13 protein-coding genes are annotated in these 13,591 nt (G+C 66.9%); 5 read left to right on the top strand and 8 right to left on the bottom strand.

The window, feature by feature from the left end; genetic code table 11:
- Window positions 1-101: 101 nt before the first annotated feature.
- On the bottom strand, window positions 102-1,247 hold the full coding sequence (locus APZ21_RS06470) for an MFS transporter (protein ID WP_204249054.1): 1,146 nt from the start codon (window positions 1,245-1,247) through the stop codon (window positions 102-104).
- 51 nt (window positions 1,248-1,298) lie between these two features.
- On the opposite strand from APZ21_RS06470, the gene APZ21_RS06465 reads away from it, so the two are divergent.
- From APZ21_RS06465 to APZ21_RS06455, 3 genes are all read left to right on the top strand, one after another.
- Window positions 1,299-1,655 carry an ArsR/SmtB family transcription factor gene (locus APZ21_RS06465; RefSeq protein ID WP_054812305.1) on the top strand — a complete coding sequence of 119 codons (357 nt, stop codon included), beginning with the start codon at window positions 1,299-1,301 and terminating at the stop codon, window positions 1,653-1,655.
- A gap of 456 nt (window positions 1,656-2,111) precedes the next feature.
- Window positions 2,112-2,744: a TetR/AcrR family transcriptional regulator gene (locus APZ21_RS06460; protein WP_239476515.1), complete on the top strand. Its 633-nt coding sequence runs from the start codon at window positions 2,112-2,114 to the stop codon at window positions 2,742-2,744.
- A gap of 29 nt (window positions 2,745-2,773) precedes the next feature.
- The gene (locus APZ21_RS06455) at window positions 2,774-3,634 is read left to right on the top strand and encodes an alpha/beta hydrolase family protein (RefSeq protein ID WP_054812304.1); all 861 of its coding nucleotides are present in this window, start codon (window positions 2,774-2,776) and stop codon (window positions 3,632-3,634) included.
- Between the two features lie 15 nt (window positions 3,635-3,649).
- On the opposite strand, the gene APZ21_RS06450 is transcribed toward APZ21_RS06455, so the two are convergent.
- The gene (locus APZ21_RS06450) at window positions 3,650-5,707 is read right to left on the bottom strand and encodes a prolyl oligopeptidase family serine peptidase (RefSeq protein WP_054812303.1); all 2,058 of its coding nucleotides are present in this window, start codon (window positions 5,705-5,707) and stop codon (window positions 3,650-3,652) included.
- 98 nt (window positions 5,708-5,805) lie between these two features.
- On the opposite strand from APZ21_RS06450, the gene lpdA reads away from it, so the two are divergent.
- Complete coding sequence (gene lpdA, locus APZ21_RS06445) at window positions 5,806-7,209, top strand: dihydrolipoyl dehydrogenase (RefSeq protein WP_054812302.1); 1,404 nt, start codon at window positions 5,806-5,808, stop codon at window positions 7,207-7,209.
- A 329-nt stretch (window positions 7,210-7,538) separates the two neighbouring features.
- Here the strand turns inward: lpdA and APZ21_RS06435 are convergent, their stop codons facing one another.
- Entirely contained in the window at window positions 7,539-8,084 is a 546-nt protein-coding gene (locus APZ21_RS06435) for a carboxymuconolactone decarboxylase family protein (protein ID WP_054812300.1), read from the bottom strand.
- A gap of 140 nt (window positions 8,085-8,224) precedes the next feature.
- Here APZ21_RS06435 and APZ21_RS06430 point away from each other — a divergent pair, with 140 nt between their 5' ends.
- Window positions 8,225-9,127 (top strand): nuclease-related domain-containing protein, encoded by a 903-nt coding sequence (locus tag APZ21_RS06430; protein ID WP_054812299.1) that lies wholly within the window; start codon window positions 8,225-8,227, stop codon window positions 9,125-9,127.
- A 4-nt stretch (window positions 9,128-9,131) separates the two neighbouring features.
- Here the strand turns inward: APZ21_RS06430 and APZ21_RS06425 are convergent, their stop codons facing one another.
- From APZ21_RS06425 to urtB, 5 genes are read right to left on the bottom strand one after another with little or no spacing between them, the layout of a single operon-like run.
- Window positions 9,132-9,827: a GntR family transcriptional regulator gene (locus APZ21_RS06425; RefSeq protein ID WP_239476514.1), complete on the bottom strand. Its 696-nt coding sequence runs from the start codon at window positions 9,825-9,827 to the stop codon at window positions 9,132-9,134.
- 32 nt (window positions 9,828-9,859) lie between these two features.
- Entirely contained in the window at window positions 9,860-10,552 is a 693-nt protein-coding gene (gene urtE / locus APZ21_RS06420; RefSeq protein ID WP_054812297.1) for an urea ABC transporter ATP-binding subunit UrtE, read from the bottom strand.
- On the bottom strand, window positions 10,545-11,381 hold the full coding sequence (urtD, locus tag APZ21_RS06415; RefSeq protein WP_054812296.1) for an urea ABC transporter ATP-binding protein UrtD: 837 nt from the start codon (window positions 11,379-11,381) through the stop codon (window positions 10,545-10,547). Before urtD ends, urtE begins: the two co-directional genes overlap by 8 nt.
- A complete protein-coding gene (gene urtC, locus APZ21_RS06410; protein WP_082392889.1) occupies window positions 11,378-12,538 on the bottom strand; it encodes an urea ABC transporter permease subunit UrtC in 1,161 nt (386 codons plus the stop codon). The genes urtD and urtC overlap by 4 nt, the downstream gene beginning before the upstream one ends.
- Window positions 12,535-13,419 carry an urea ABC transporter permease subunit UrtB gene (urtB, locus tag APZ21_RS06405; RefSeq protein ID WP_054812295.1) on the bottom strand — a complete coding sequence of 295 codons (885 nt, stop codon included), beginning with the start codon at window positions 13,417-13,419 and terminating at the stop codon, window positions 12,535-12,537. Before urtB ends, urtC begins: the two co-directional genes overlap by 4 nt.
- Window positions 13,420-13,591 lie beyond the last annotated feature (172 nt).

Here is a 13,591-nt window from a genome sequence, read left to right as displayed (position 1 = left end):
ATCCGCGCGAAAGCGTATGCCACTCGCACATCGGCCGCTACCGCAGCGTCGGGTTTTGTGAATTCGCGGAATTTGCTGCGGTATTGCCCGATCCCGCTGGATCACACCGTCGCGGGTCGCGGTTTCGCGAACGCGCGCAATCCGAGACTGCCTGCCAGCGCGCACAGCGCGATGGTCGCCGATGTCCAGGGCAGCAATGTGCCCGCGCCGCCGCCGAGTATCGCGCCGCCGATCAGCGCACCGATGCCGCCGCCGAGGTAGACGGCCGAGCCGTTGAGCCCGAGTGCCACGGTGGGCGCGTCGGGCGCGATGGCGAAGAGGCGGTGTTGCTGGGGCACCATCGTCATACCGCCGAAGAATCCGGTGACCGTGAGGGCGAGGAAGACCGTCCAGGCACGGTCGGTGGTCGCCGCCAGCGCGCACAGTCCGAACGCGGTGCCGAGCAGGGCGATGGTCATGGTCGGGGCCGGGCCGTAGCGGTCGACCCAGCGGCCGATGAACCCGGTGCCCGCGACCTGTCCGACACCCATCGCGAGCATCAGCCACGCCAGCAGATGCTGCGAGACCGATGGCGCGACCACCACGGGCAGATAGGTCAGCGTGATGAACGTCGCGGTCATGGCGACCGTGGTCACGGCCAGTACGGACAGCACGGGCGTGCGGACCAGCACCCCGAGACGTTCGCGCAATCCGGTGCTCGGCAACGTGACCCGCGGCAGCAGCAGTACGAGGACCGCGGCGACCGCGCCGCCCGCCGCGATCAGCCACAGCACCCCGCGCCAGCCCAGCCAGCGTTCGACGAAGATGCCGATCGGCACACCCGCCACGGTGGAAAGGGTGATGCCGCTGGCGACCACCGACAGCGCCCGTCCGCGGGTGGCGTCGGTGGCGAGGACGCCCGCGACCGCGAAGGCATTGGCCTGGAAGGCGGCCGCGCCGATAGCCGCGACGATGCGGGCGGCGGCCATGACGGCGAAGGTCTCGCCCGCGGCCTGGCCGACCATGCCGAGCACGAACAGCGCGGCGCCGCCGCCGAGTAGCAGGCGTCGGTCCAAGGAGCCGGTGGCCGCGGCGATGAGCGGTGAGGCGATGGCGTATGTCCAGGCGAACATGGTCGTCAGCTGACCCGCGGTGGCGACCGAGACGTGCAGATCGGCGGCGATCAGCGGCAGCATGCCGGTGAGGACGAACAGGTCGGTGCCGAGGACGAAGGTGCCGACGGCAAGGGGGAGGAGCGACCGGGTCAAATTGTTCGATTGTTGTCGAATCATCACAGGATTAGCGTCCGATACAATTCGATGGATGTCAAACGATTGGAGTTCGTGGTGCGCCAACTGCCGCAGCCGAGCGTCGGCGACCTGGATCTGGTCCGGGTGCTGAGCGCCCTCGCCGATCCGGTCCGGCTCGAACTGGTCCGGTCGTTGGCGGGAGTCCGGGAACCACTGAGTTGCGCGGTCGATCACTTCGATGTCGAGGTGACCGCCGCGACGTTGTCGCACCACTGGAAAGTGTTGCGGGACGCCGGGATCACCACCACTTACGTTTCAGGACGCAATCGGCTGATCGAATTACGCGAAGGGGATCTCGAGTCCCGCTTTCCCGGCCTACTCGGCGCGGTGCTCGCCGATACCGCGCGCGCCGCCGAACGTCGGTAGCCCGCCGGCGGATGCGTTCGCCCGCCTCGGATTCGCGCTCGTCGCCGCGCCGCGCGTGGCGCTCGCCTTCGCCGCGACCCCGGCTCGCCCCGCCGTCGATCCCGGATCCCGAACCGACCGGGCGGCCGGTGTGCCGTCGCCGCCCGGCGGGCGCCCATGGGAATTGGGCCGCGTCAGCGGGAAACGGTCGCGAGGACTCGGGTAGAAAAACTCTAGGATTTCCCGGCAAAATCGTTCGTCGGAATCGGGGCGCTCGGTCTGATGCCGTCTAGCTAACATCAGTCACCGTCAAGATCGGCCGGTATCAGCGCACCCCTAAGTGCGGAGACCGGTCGCCCGAATGCCGTTCTGGCGCAATCGAGCCAACTTTCGGCTACATACGCGGTCCGCCGAAGTACGCCCCGAAGGGCCCGATCCATGACAAGTGGATCGAGCGCTTCGGTATTGTCTGGCGCAATGTCACAGGATGCGAATACGGGACGAATGTATGCCGGGCAGCCCGTAGAGGACCGGCAACGTCAGCGGCGTGCGCGTTTTCTGGAATCGGGCCTGACGGTCTTCGCGCGCGACGGCTACGCCAATAGTTCGGTGGGCGCCATCTGCAAGGACGCCGGGCTCTCCTCGCGGCAGTTCTACGAGGAGTTCACCGGACGTGAGTCGCTGCTGCTCGAGCTATACGAGCAGATCGACAAGGAGTCGCGCGAGGCGGTCATCTCGGCACTGGACAAGAAATCCGAGTCGGGTGCGGTCGAACTCATCGACGCCGCCGTGCGCGCCTACGTCCAATCCATCGGCTCGGATCCGCGCAAGGCGCGGGTCGCGCTGGTCGAGGTGGTCGGCGCCGGACCCAAGGTCGAGAAGTACCGGCTCGAACTGCGCCGGGTCTGGGGCTCGCTGCTGGCCAGTGCCGCCGAGGACGCCGCCATGCACGGCGAAATCCCCACCGGCGACTACGACATGCGGGTGCTCGCCATCATCGGCGCGGTCAACTACGTCGTCGACTCCTGGAGCGGATCGGATCCGCGGCCGCCGCTGGACGAGGTCATCGACGTACTGAGCCGGGTGATCATGGGAGCGGTCAAAGCCTGAGTCCCGCGCGAGACGGTAGCGTGCGCGGCATGGAGACTGTTCCCATCCAGGTGCCCGACGGCAGCACCATCCCGGTGCGGTTGATGCAGGCCCGGGGGACGCATCGGCATCCTGTGACGCCGGATGCGCCGCGTCCCGTCGTGGTCGTGATACCGGGTCTCGGTGTCCCGGGCGCCTACTACTCGGTATTCGCGCGCAATCTCGCCGATCGCGGATTCGACGTCGCGATCGGCGAATTGCGCGGCAACGGCGACAGCACGCCGAAACCTGGTCCGGCCAGCGCCTACGGCTACCACGAGTTGGTCTCGGTCGATTTCCCCGCTATCTTCGAGGTCGTGCGCGGTCGCTTCCCGGCCAGTACGCCGTATCTGCTCGGTCACAGCATGGGTGGTCAGCTCGCGGTCATGTACGCCTCGCGCATTCGCGGGCGACTGGGCGGACTGCTGCTCGTCGCCTCCGGCACACCGTATTTCCGCGGGTATCGGGGTGTCTTCGGGCCGGGGATGCTGGTCGGCACCACCGCGGCGACGCTGACCGCGAGCCTCGCGGGTTTCTGGCCCGGCGACCGCATCACCGTCGGCGGATTCGGGCGCCAGTCCAAGGTGTTGGTCTCGGACTGGGCCAGGTTGGCGCGGACCGGGCGCTTCGTCCCCGTCGACGCCGATATCGACTACGAGGAACGCATCGCGAGGCTGAAACTGCCGGTGCTGTCGATCACCGTGGCCGGTGACGAACTGACTCCGCCGGGTTCGGCCGCGCATCTGCTGTCGAAGATGCCCGACGCCGAGGTCACCACCTGGCACCAGCCCGAGGCGCTCGGCCACAACGGCTGGATCACGGACCCGGCGTCGACCGTCGACCGGATCGAGAAGTGGTTGCGGGACAGGTGAACTCCCGCGCCGACCTCACTGCGACTCGGTCCCGTCCATCAGCTGCCGGGTGAAGAACTCGTAGATGAGCGCGGCCTGGAAGGCGGACTGTTTGTTGTCCGCCGCGCCGCCGTGCCCGCCCTCGATGTTCTCGTGGTACCAGACCGGATGTCCGGTCTCCTCCAGCAGCGCCGTCATCTTGCGGGCGTGGCCGGGGTGGACGCGGTCGTCGCGGGTGGAGGTGGTGATCAGAATCGGCGGGTAGGACTTGTCGGTGCGAACATTCTGGTACGGGGAATACTCGGCCAGATACTTCCACTCCTCCGCATTGTCCGGGTCGCCGTATTCGGCTATCCAGGACGCGCCCGCCAGCAGCAGGTGGTAGCGCTTCATGTCGAGCAGCGGCACCTGGCAGACGATCGCGCCGAACAGTTCGGGATAGCGGGTGAGCATGACGCCCATGAGCAGACCGCCGTTGCTGCCGCCCACCGCGCCGAGCTGTTCGGACGTGGTGACGCCGCGAGCGACCAGATCCTTGGCGATCGCGGAGAAGTCCTCGAATGCCTTGTGCCGGTTGGCCTTCAGCGCCGAGGTGTGCCACTGCGGGCCGTACTCGCCGCCGCCGCGGATATTGGTCATCACCCAGGTGCCGCCGCGTTCGAGCCAGCCCATGCCAGAGGCGCCGCTGTAGGAGGGCGTGCGGGAGACCTCGAAACCGCCGTAGCCCGACATGACGGTCGGGCCGGGTGCGCCGCGCCGGTCGCGGTGGCGGATCACGAAATACGGTACGGCGGTGCCGTCGTCGGAGGTGGCGAAGAACTGTTCGGTCTCGATGCCGTCGGCGTCGAAGAAACCCGGCTCCTGCGCCAGCAGTTCGGTCGCGCCGCCGACGGAACTCGTCAGCAATGTGGTCGGGGTGGTGAATCCGCTGGTCGCCAGCATGTACTCGTCACCGCCCTCGAGCGGGTCGAGATTGAGCACGCTCGTCGTCGCCATCGGCGGGGTGTCGGCGAGCGGTTCGCGAGTCCAGCCGTCCGGTCCGGGAGTGACCACGTAGAGCTTGGTCTGCACGTCCTCGAGGGTGATCAGCAGCAGGTGGTTCTCGGTCCAGCCGTATCCGTGCAGTGATGTGTGCGCGTCGGGGGTGAACACGAGCTCGAACTCGCGCTCACCCGCCAGGAACTTCTCGAAATCGGTGGCAAGCAGTGCGCCCGCGGGATGGGTGACGCCGCCGACCTCCCACGGCGACTTCAATCGGACCAGCAGCCAGTCCTTGTACCAGGACTCGCTCGCGTCGGTGGGCGTCTCGAGGCGGCGCAGCGTGCCGTCCTCGGCGATCAGGTACACGTCCTCGTTGTGGAAATCGGTGGCCCGGCCCACGAAGTGCCGTTCGTAGCCGGGGGTACGGTCGTATCCGGCCGAGACCGCCACATCGCTCTTCTCGCCCTCGAAAATCGTTTCCGCGGTGGACAGTTCGGTGCCGCGCCGCCACTTCTTCACGATGCGGGGGTAGCCGGAATCGGTCAGCGAATCCGTACCGAAGTCGGTGCCGACGTAGACGGTGTCGATATCGATCCAGCGCAGTTCGGATTTGGCCTCCGGCAGGTAGAACCCGCTATCGGCGGGTTCGACGAACGCGCGGGTCCCGATGTCGAATTCCCGGATCACCTTGGCGTCGGCGCCGCCGCGCGAGAGGCTGATGAACGCGCGGGACTGCTCGGGCCGCAGCACCGCGGCACCGCCCCACACCCAGTTCTCCTCCTCCGCCGCGGCGAGTGCGTCGACATCGATCAGCACATCCCACTCGGGCGTCGGCGCGGCGTACTCCTCGAAGGTCGTGCGCCGCCACAGTCCGCGCGGGTGTTCGGCGTCACGCCAGAAGTTGTAGAGCCACGGCCCGCGCCTGCCCGGATAGGCGATCTTGGTATCGGTGTCGAGCATGTCCAGAATGCGACGTTCCAGCTCGGCGAACCGGTCGGAGTCGGCGAACCGGCTCACCACCACCTCGTTGTGCGCCCGCGCCCAGTCCAGGCAGCGTTCGTCGGTCACCTGTTCCAGCCACAGGTAGGGATCGGTCGCAATCGGCTCGCTCATGTCAACATTCTCGCCGAGAGGTGACGGTTCGGGTCGGCCGCGCACGGATGCGGGGGCACGCGCGGTGCGGATGCGGCGGCGGCGTTAGGCTCGGTGGCGTGACTTCCCACTACGATGTCGTCGTTCTCGGCGCTGGTCCCGGCGGTTATGTCGCCGCGATCCGCGCCGCTCAACTCGGCCTGCGAACAGCGATTGTCGAGAAGAAATACTGGGGCGGTGTATGCCTGAACGTGGGCTGCATCCCGTCGAAGGCGCTGCTGCGCAACGCCGAGCTGGCCCACATCTTCACCAAGGAGGCCAAGACCTTCGGTATTTCCGGTGAGGCGAGCTTCGACTTCGGCGTCGCGTTCGACCGCAGCCGCAAGGTCGCGGACGGCCGGGTCAAGGGCGTCCACTTCCTGATGAAGAAGAACAAGATCGATGAGTTCGACGGCTCGGGCACCTTCGTCGACCCGAATACGCTCTCGGTCGAGCTGAGCGCGGGCGGTACCGAGACGGTCACGTTCGACAACGTGATCATCGCCACCGGCACCGTCACCAAACTGCTGCCCGGCACCTCGTTGAGTGCCAATGTGGTCACCTACGAGGAGCAGATCCTCACCCGTGACCTGCCCGGATCGATTCTCATCGTCGGCGCGGGCGCGATCGGGATGGAGTTCGGCTACGTCCTGAAGAACTACGGCGTCGACGTTCGCATCGTCGAGTTCCTCGATCGCGCGTTGCCGAACGAGGACGTCGACGTGTCCAAGGAGATCACCAAGCAGTACAAGAAGCTCGGGATCACCATCACCACCGGCGCGGCCGTGCAGTCCATCGATGACAACGGGTCGAAGGTCACGGTGGCGATCAAGGACAACAAGTCCGGGTCGATCGAGACCGTCACCGTGGACAAGGTGCTGCAAGCGGTCGGCTTCGCGCCCCGTGTCGATGGCTACGGCCTGGAGAACACCGGTGTCGCGCTGACCGAGCGCGGCGCGATCGCCATCGACGACAATATGCGCACCAATGTGGCGCACGTCTACGCCATCGGCGACGTCACCGCCAAACTCCAGCTCGCCCACGTCGCGGAGGCGCAGGGCGTGGTGGCGGCGGAGACCATCGCGGGCGCGCCGACGGTCACCCTCGGCGACTACCGCATGATGCCGCGCGCCACCTTCTGCCAGCCGCAGGTCGCCAGCTTCGGTCTCACCGAACAGCAGGCCCGCGACGAGGGCTACGACGTGCGGGTCGCGACCTTCCCGTTCACCGCCAACGGCAAGGCGCACGGCCTCGGCGACCCGACCGGTTTCGTCAAGCTGATCGCCGACGACAAGTACGGCGAACTGCTCGGCGGCCACCTCATCGGCCCGGATGTCTCGGAGCTGCTGCCCGAGCTCACCCTCGCCCAGAAGTGGGATCTGACCGTGAACGAGCTGACCCGCAACGTGCACACCCATCCCACGCTGAGCGAGGCGTTGCAGGAGGCGTTCCACGGCCTGGCCGGCCACATGATCAACTTCTGATCGAATTCGCGACGACGGCGGCGGCACCGGATCGGGTACCGCCGCCGTCGTGTGCCCGGATCCGCTCGGTCGCGCTGCCTGACAGCCTGTAAGCGCGGTTCGCGGTGACGCAGGCCAGGATCCTGCGGTCCTCGACCATCGCCCTGCGGTAGTCCGACCGGTCAGGATGTTCGCCCGCGGCGACGCGGTAGTACACCACCGGGGCGTCGACCGCGGGACGTCGGGTGATTCGGCCCGCGGGGTGAGTTCGGCCTCGCCCTCGATGACGGCGTGGGCGAAGTAGTCGTCGGTGGTGACGTGGATCGAGGCCCAGGGACGCGGCGCGGCGACTATATCTCGTCGCGCTGGATGCGCAACGCCGTGATGGTGGCGGCCAGACCCTCGTATTGATTGGCGAGCAGCACGATCTCGATCAGGGCGCGCTCGTCGTAGTGCCCGGCCAGATCCGCCCAGGCTTCGTCATCGATATCGCGTGTCTCGACGATGCGGTCGACGGCGGTCAGCAGCGCCCGCTGTTTCGGGGTCCACCCGGGGGCGTCGGGACCGGTGCGCAACCGCTCCAGAATCTCGGGGGTGATACCCGCACGCCTGCCGAGGCGAATGTGATGATCGGTCTCGTACTCGCATTCGCGCAGGTGGGCGACCCGCAGGATGACGAGTTCGGATTCGAAACGCGCGAGCCGACCGCCCGGCATGAGTTTGCCCGAATAGTGCAGCCAGCCACGGAACAGACCGCGGGTGCGCCCGAGGGTGCTGAACAGGTGCGCGTCGCCGGTGCCCGCGGCGCGGGAAAGCACCTGCCAGACAGCCCAATTGAGCGGACCGAGTTCCCGGAGCCGTCCGGGGGCGATACGCGGTCGCGACGTCGAAACCATGTCCCTTGCCTCTCGTCGTACGCGGATGGGGAGCGCGGAACCGGTATGCCAGCGTACCCTTTCAGATCGGTACCGGTGCGAAGGCGATATCACGCGGACGGCGCCATGCGTTGGATTCGGTGGGCAGGGGATATTGCGCGATGCTGGTGAAGGTCAGGGACGGAGCCCAGCTCTCCGGTGCCGAAAGGGAATTCGTCGAATGCTTGCGCGCGTACCCGGTGACCTGCCTGGCCGCCGTCGACGTCCACGTCGGTGAGAACGGGACACGCCAGGTCGACGCGGTGCTGTTCACCCCGCGCGGCATCACGGTGATCGAGGTCAAGGGCTTCCGCAGGCGCCAGAGCGGCATCCTCGACGTGACCGGCGAGGACGCCTGGACCATCAGCGACGTCCCCGCCGACTTCGACGACGAATCACGCACCAGTCCGTCGGATCTGCTGGAACAAGCGGTCTTCGTGGTCAGGAACAAACTCGAGCGGGCGCTGATCGATCCCGGCCACGTCTGCGGCGCGGTGCTGCTGGTGCCCTATCGCGGCGTGGTCGTGCGGCCCGCCCGCACCACGCTGCGCCCAGGTCTCGACGTGATCGTCGCCAATGTGCCCGACTCCACCGAACTGCGCCACTACGTCGAGAACTTCTCGGCCGCGGCGCGGGACTGGACCGCCGACCGCGTGGTCGCGGCGACCCAGGCGCTCGGACTCGACGACGGACCCACCCGCAACGAACTCGTCGCCGACGGCTTCGCGGCCGATATGCCGGCTCCACCGCCGCGGGCCGCCGCGGCGGTGCTGCCCCCGCCGCCGCCGAAACCGAAACCGGTTCCGAAACCGTCGACGCGGGGTCAGAGTGTCGGCGCCTGGACCGTGGTGGCGGTGGCGCTGGTCGGCATGCTCGCGGTCGCCGGGGTCGTCGTGGCCGCACTGGTGGCCGACGGCCCGAACGGGGAATCCGACGGTGCGCCCACGACGAGCAGCGTCGATCCGACGCCCGCGCCGACCACTCAACGTTCCGGCGGGTGCTTCCCCTTCGCCACCAACTGCTGAGAACTCAATCACGCATGGCGCGACCGAGTTTGGTCAGGTGCATGGCCTGGCGGGCGCGGGCGAGCACATGGGCGCGCGAGGTGTCGATATGCGCGATGAGTGTGCGCAGGGCCCTATCGGTCTCACCGCGGAGCAGTTGTTCGGCGATCGCGATGTGCTCGCTCGACATGATGGCGATGCGTTCGGCAGTCGGCGGATCCAAGGTGCGCAGCGGACGCACCCGTACACAGACCGCGGTCAGCGCCTCGGCGAGTGCGGTATTGCCCGCCGCCGCGAGCAGGGTGATGTGGAACCGCTCGTCGGCGGTCACCAGTGCGGGTCCGGGTTCGGGCGGTGTATCGCGCAATGTCCGCCACCGCTCCAGTTCCGCGCGCACGGCCGCGAGATCGTGTGCCGGTGCGGATGATTCGGTTTCGATGCCGCCGGAATTGTCGATGACCCGCTGGATCCCCCTGGTCTCCAGGACTATTCGTAATTCGTAGAGGTGATCGAGTTCCTCCAGTCGGGGCCGGTACGGATACAGGCCGTCGGCATGGCGTTCGACGAGTCCGTCGGCTTGGAGCCGGACCAGCGCCTCGCGCACGGGAGTGCGCGAGACGCCGTAGCTCTCGGCGAGACGTTCCTCGCCGAGGCGCTCGGTGGGCACGATCGCTCCCGCGGCGAGATCGCGCCGCAGCCAGTGATACACCCGATCGCTCAACGGGACTCGCCCCCTGCGGGCCACGACCCCGCTCAGATCGCCATCGCCGCGCGGACGTCGGTCTCCGCGCCCGCGCCGCCGGTACCGCTGGAGCTCACCCGGCCCGATCGCAGCACGTAATAGAAATGCGCGGCCTGCAAGGCGAACCCGATGTGCTGCTCGACGAGCAGCACGCTCAGACCGCCCCGGCGGGTCAGATCTATGATGGTGCGCTCGATCTCGGCCACCACCGATGGCTGGATGCCCTCGGTCGGCTCGTCGAGAATGAGCAGTTTCGGCTCGGTGATCAGCGCCCGCGCGATCGCCAACTGCTGACGCTGACCGCCGGAGAGCAGGCCCGCCTTGCGGGTGAGCAGTTCCCGCAGCGCCGGGAACAGCTCGAGCGCTTCGGCGATCAACTGCTTACCGCGTTTGCGGCCGTCCGCGACGACCTGGAGATTCTCGGCTGTGGTCAACTGTGGAAAACTCTGCTGCCCCTGCGGAACATAGGCGATCCCGCGTTTGACCCGCCGCGAGGGCGACATCTTCGTGATGGCTTCCCCGTCGAATCGGATCTCGCCGGACTTGGCGCCGATGAGGCCGACCGCGGCGCGCAACAGGGTGGTCTTGCCCGCGCCGTTGTGGCCCATGACGGCGACCACGCTGTTCTCGGGCACGGTCAGCGTGACACCGTGGATCACCTCGGTCCGGCCGTACCCGGAACGCACATCGATCAGTTCAAGCATCAGCTACCTCCTTCGTCGGGGCGGTCGACTCGTCCTGCAACTCGGTGCCGATCGCGGCGGCGGTGCCGAGATAGACCTCCTGCACCTTGGGATCGGCCTGCACTTGTTCGACGGTGCCCTCGCTGAGCACCCGGCCGCCCGCGAGCACGGTGACCGAGGTGGCGAAGGACCTCATGAAATCCATATCGTGTTCGACCACGACCACCACCCGCTCACCGCCGATGCGGCGCAACAGATTCCCGGTCTCCTCACGCTCCTCGGCGCTCATGCCCGCCACCGGTTCGTCCAGCAGCAGCACCGAGGCGTTCTGCACGAGCAGCATGCCGATCTCGAGCCACTGCTTCTGACCGTGGGCGAGGACGCCCGCGGGTCTGTCACGCAGATCGGCCAGACCGGTCGTCTCGAGCGCTTCCTCGATACTCGGCAGCACCGACCTGCGCTTGCGCAACATGGTCAACGCCGAACGTCGCGCGCCCGCGGCGATATCCAGATTCTGCAACACCGACAACTGTTCGAACACGCTCGCGGTCTGGAAGGTGCGCCCGACGCCGAGTCTGGCGATCTGATGCACCTTCTTGCCGATCAACTGCGCGCCGGATTTCGTCGCCGACCCCGTCGCCGGTACCAGACCGGTGATCGCGTCGATCAGCGTGGTCTTGCCGGCGCCGTTCGGACCGATGAGGAACCGGAGATCACCCTGGAGCACGGTGAGATCCACGTCGGTCACCGCCTTGAAGCCGTCGAAACTGACCGAAAGGCCGCGGACTTCGAGATATTCGCTGTCCATGCCCGCGTTGCCGCCGGGCCTCGGCTCGTGTGTCGTGGTCATCGCGTGTGCACCTTCTCCTCGGCGACCGGGGTTTGCTCGACTGCTTGCGCCGGTGTCGGCTCCGCAACCGGTTCCGGCGCCGCGGACCTGCCGAATCGACTGTCGTAGAAGCCCTTCAGCAGCGGCCAGACACCGGCGAGACCGGCCGGAATGAATCCCACGACCACGATGAAAAGCACGCCCTGGAGATAGGTCCACTCCGACGGAAACTCCTCCGAAAGCGCCGTCTGCGCCCACGCCACACCGATCGCGCCGAGCACCGGACCCAACAGGGTGGTCCGGCCGCCGATGGCGACGCCGATCAGAAAGGCGATCGACGGGACGACACCGATATCGGCGGGGGAAATGATGCCGACGATCGGGGTGAACAACGCGCCGGCGATACCGGCGAAGAAGGCCGCCACCACATAGGCGACGATCTTCACATTCGCCGGGTCGTAACCCAGGAAGCGCACCCGCTCCTCCTGATCGCGCACCGCCACCAGCAATTCGCCGTACCTGCTGTGCATGAGCTGACGCACGAGCGCGACCACCACCAGCAGCGTGCCCGCCGCGATGAAGAAAAGCATCTGCCTGTTCGCCGGATCGGAGAGCTTGAAACCGAAGAAGGCGCGGAAATCCGACAGACCGGTGAACCCGCCGATGGCCTGCTGACCGGTCAGCAGAATCGCCAGCGCCGCCGCCAGCGCCTGACTCAGAATCGCGAAATACGCGCCCTTGACCCGGCGCTTGAACACGCCGTACCCGAGCACCGCCGCGACCAGACCCGGCAACACCAGAATCCCGATGATCGCCACCGGTGCCGATGCGAAAGGCTGCCAGAACGACGGCAACTCGCGAATCCCCGCGATCTCCATGAACTCCGGCACGTCATTGCCGAGCCGCGTCGCATCCGCCATCTGCATATGCATGGCCATGATGTACGCGCCGACGCCGAAGAATACGCCCTGACCGAGGGTCAGCATTCCGCCGCGACCCCAGGCCAAACCGATACCGGCCGCCACGATCGCGAAACACAGGAACTTCGCCAGCAGATTCAGCCGGAAATCGCTCAGCACCGCGGGCGCCACCGCGAACAGCAGAACCGCCGCGACAGCGAAACCCGCCAACGCGGTCAACGACGAGTGCGCACGCATCCGCCGGGTGAGTGTGGTCATGCCAGACTCCTTGTCCGAACGGTGAACAGGCCCTGCGGTCGGACCTGCAAGAAAACTACGATCACGACGAAGACGATCACCTTCGCGATCGAGGCCGTCGTCGAATACTCGATGAACGAATTCAGCAGGCCGAGCGCGAACGCCGCGATGACCGTGCCCTTGATCTGACCGAGACCGCCGATCACGACCACGAGAAACGCGTCGATCAGATAACTCTGGCCGATCGTCGGACTCGTCGAACCGATCAGCGTCAACGCCACACCGGCCACGCCCGCCAACCCCGAACCGATGAAGAAGGTGCTGATATCGGTGAAACGGCTCGAAACCCCGCTGGTCTCGGCCAGACCGCGATTCTGCACCACCGCCCGAATCCTGCGACCCAGCGGAGTCGTCTTCAACGCCACCGCCAACACCGTCACCGCCACCACGGCCAAGACCAGAATGAACATGCGGGTCTTCGGCACCACCGCGCCGAAAATGGTGACGCCGCCGCTCAACCAGTCCGGGACCAGCACATTCTTCGCGGGCGCGCCGAAGATATCGCGCGCGGCCTGCTGGAGAACCAAACCCACGCCGAAAGTGACCAACAGAGTGTCGAGTGGCCGGTCGTACATCCAGCGGATCAGCCCCATCTCCAACGCCGCCCCCAGCGCGCCGCCGACCAGGAAGCCGACGAACAACGAGACGATCAACGAAACGCCCGTGGACGAAATCACTTTCTGCACAACGTAGGTGGTGTAACAACCGGCCATGATGAACTCGCCGTGCGCCATATTGATCACGCCCATCTGACCGAAGGTCAACGACAGGCCCAGCGCCGCGAGCAAGAGAATCGATCCGAGGCTCAAACCGGTGAAGAGCTGGCCGATCACGACGTCCATATGGACTCCTGTGTCTCTGGCCGCGACTCCGTCGCGGCGGGTTCGCGGCCCCTTGGGTCTCGCGTCCGAGTGGTCGATACTTGCTCCTTCGTCGCATTGTCTCGACCACTCGGACGCGAGACGAACTGTGTCTTTGGCCGTGCCTCCGGCACGGCGGGGTTCGCGGCCCTTG

It is taken from the genome of Nocardia arizonensis (assembly GCF_001310275.1).
Lineage (GTDB): Bacteria > Actinomycetota > Actinomycetes > Mycobacteriales > Mycobacteriaceae > Nocardia > Nocardia arizonensis.
Note: the sequence above shows the minus strand (reverse complement) of the source record. Positions and strands in the feature narration are given on the sequence as shown.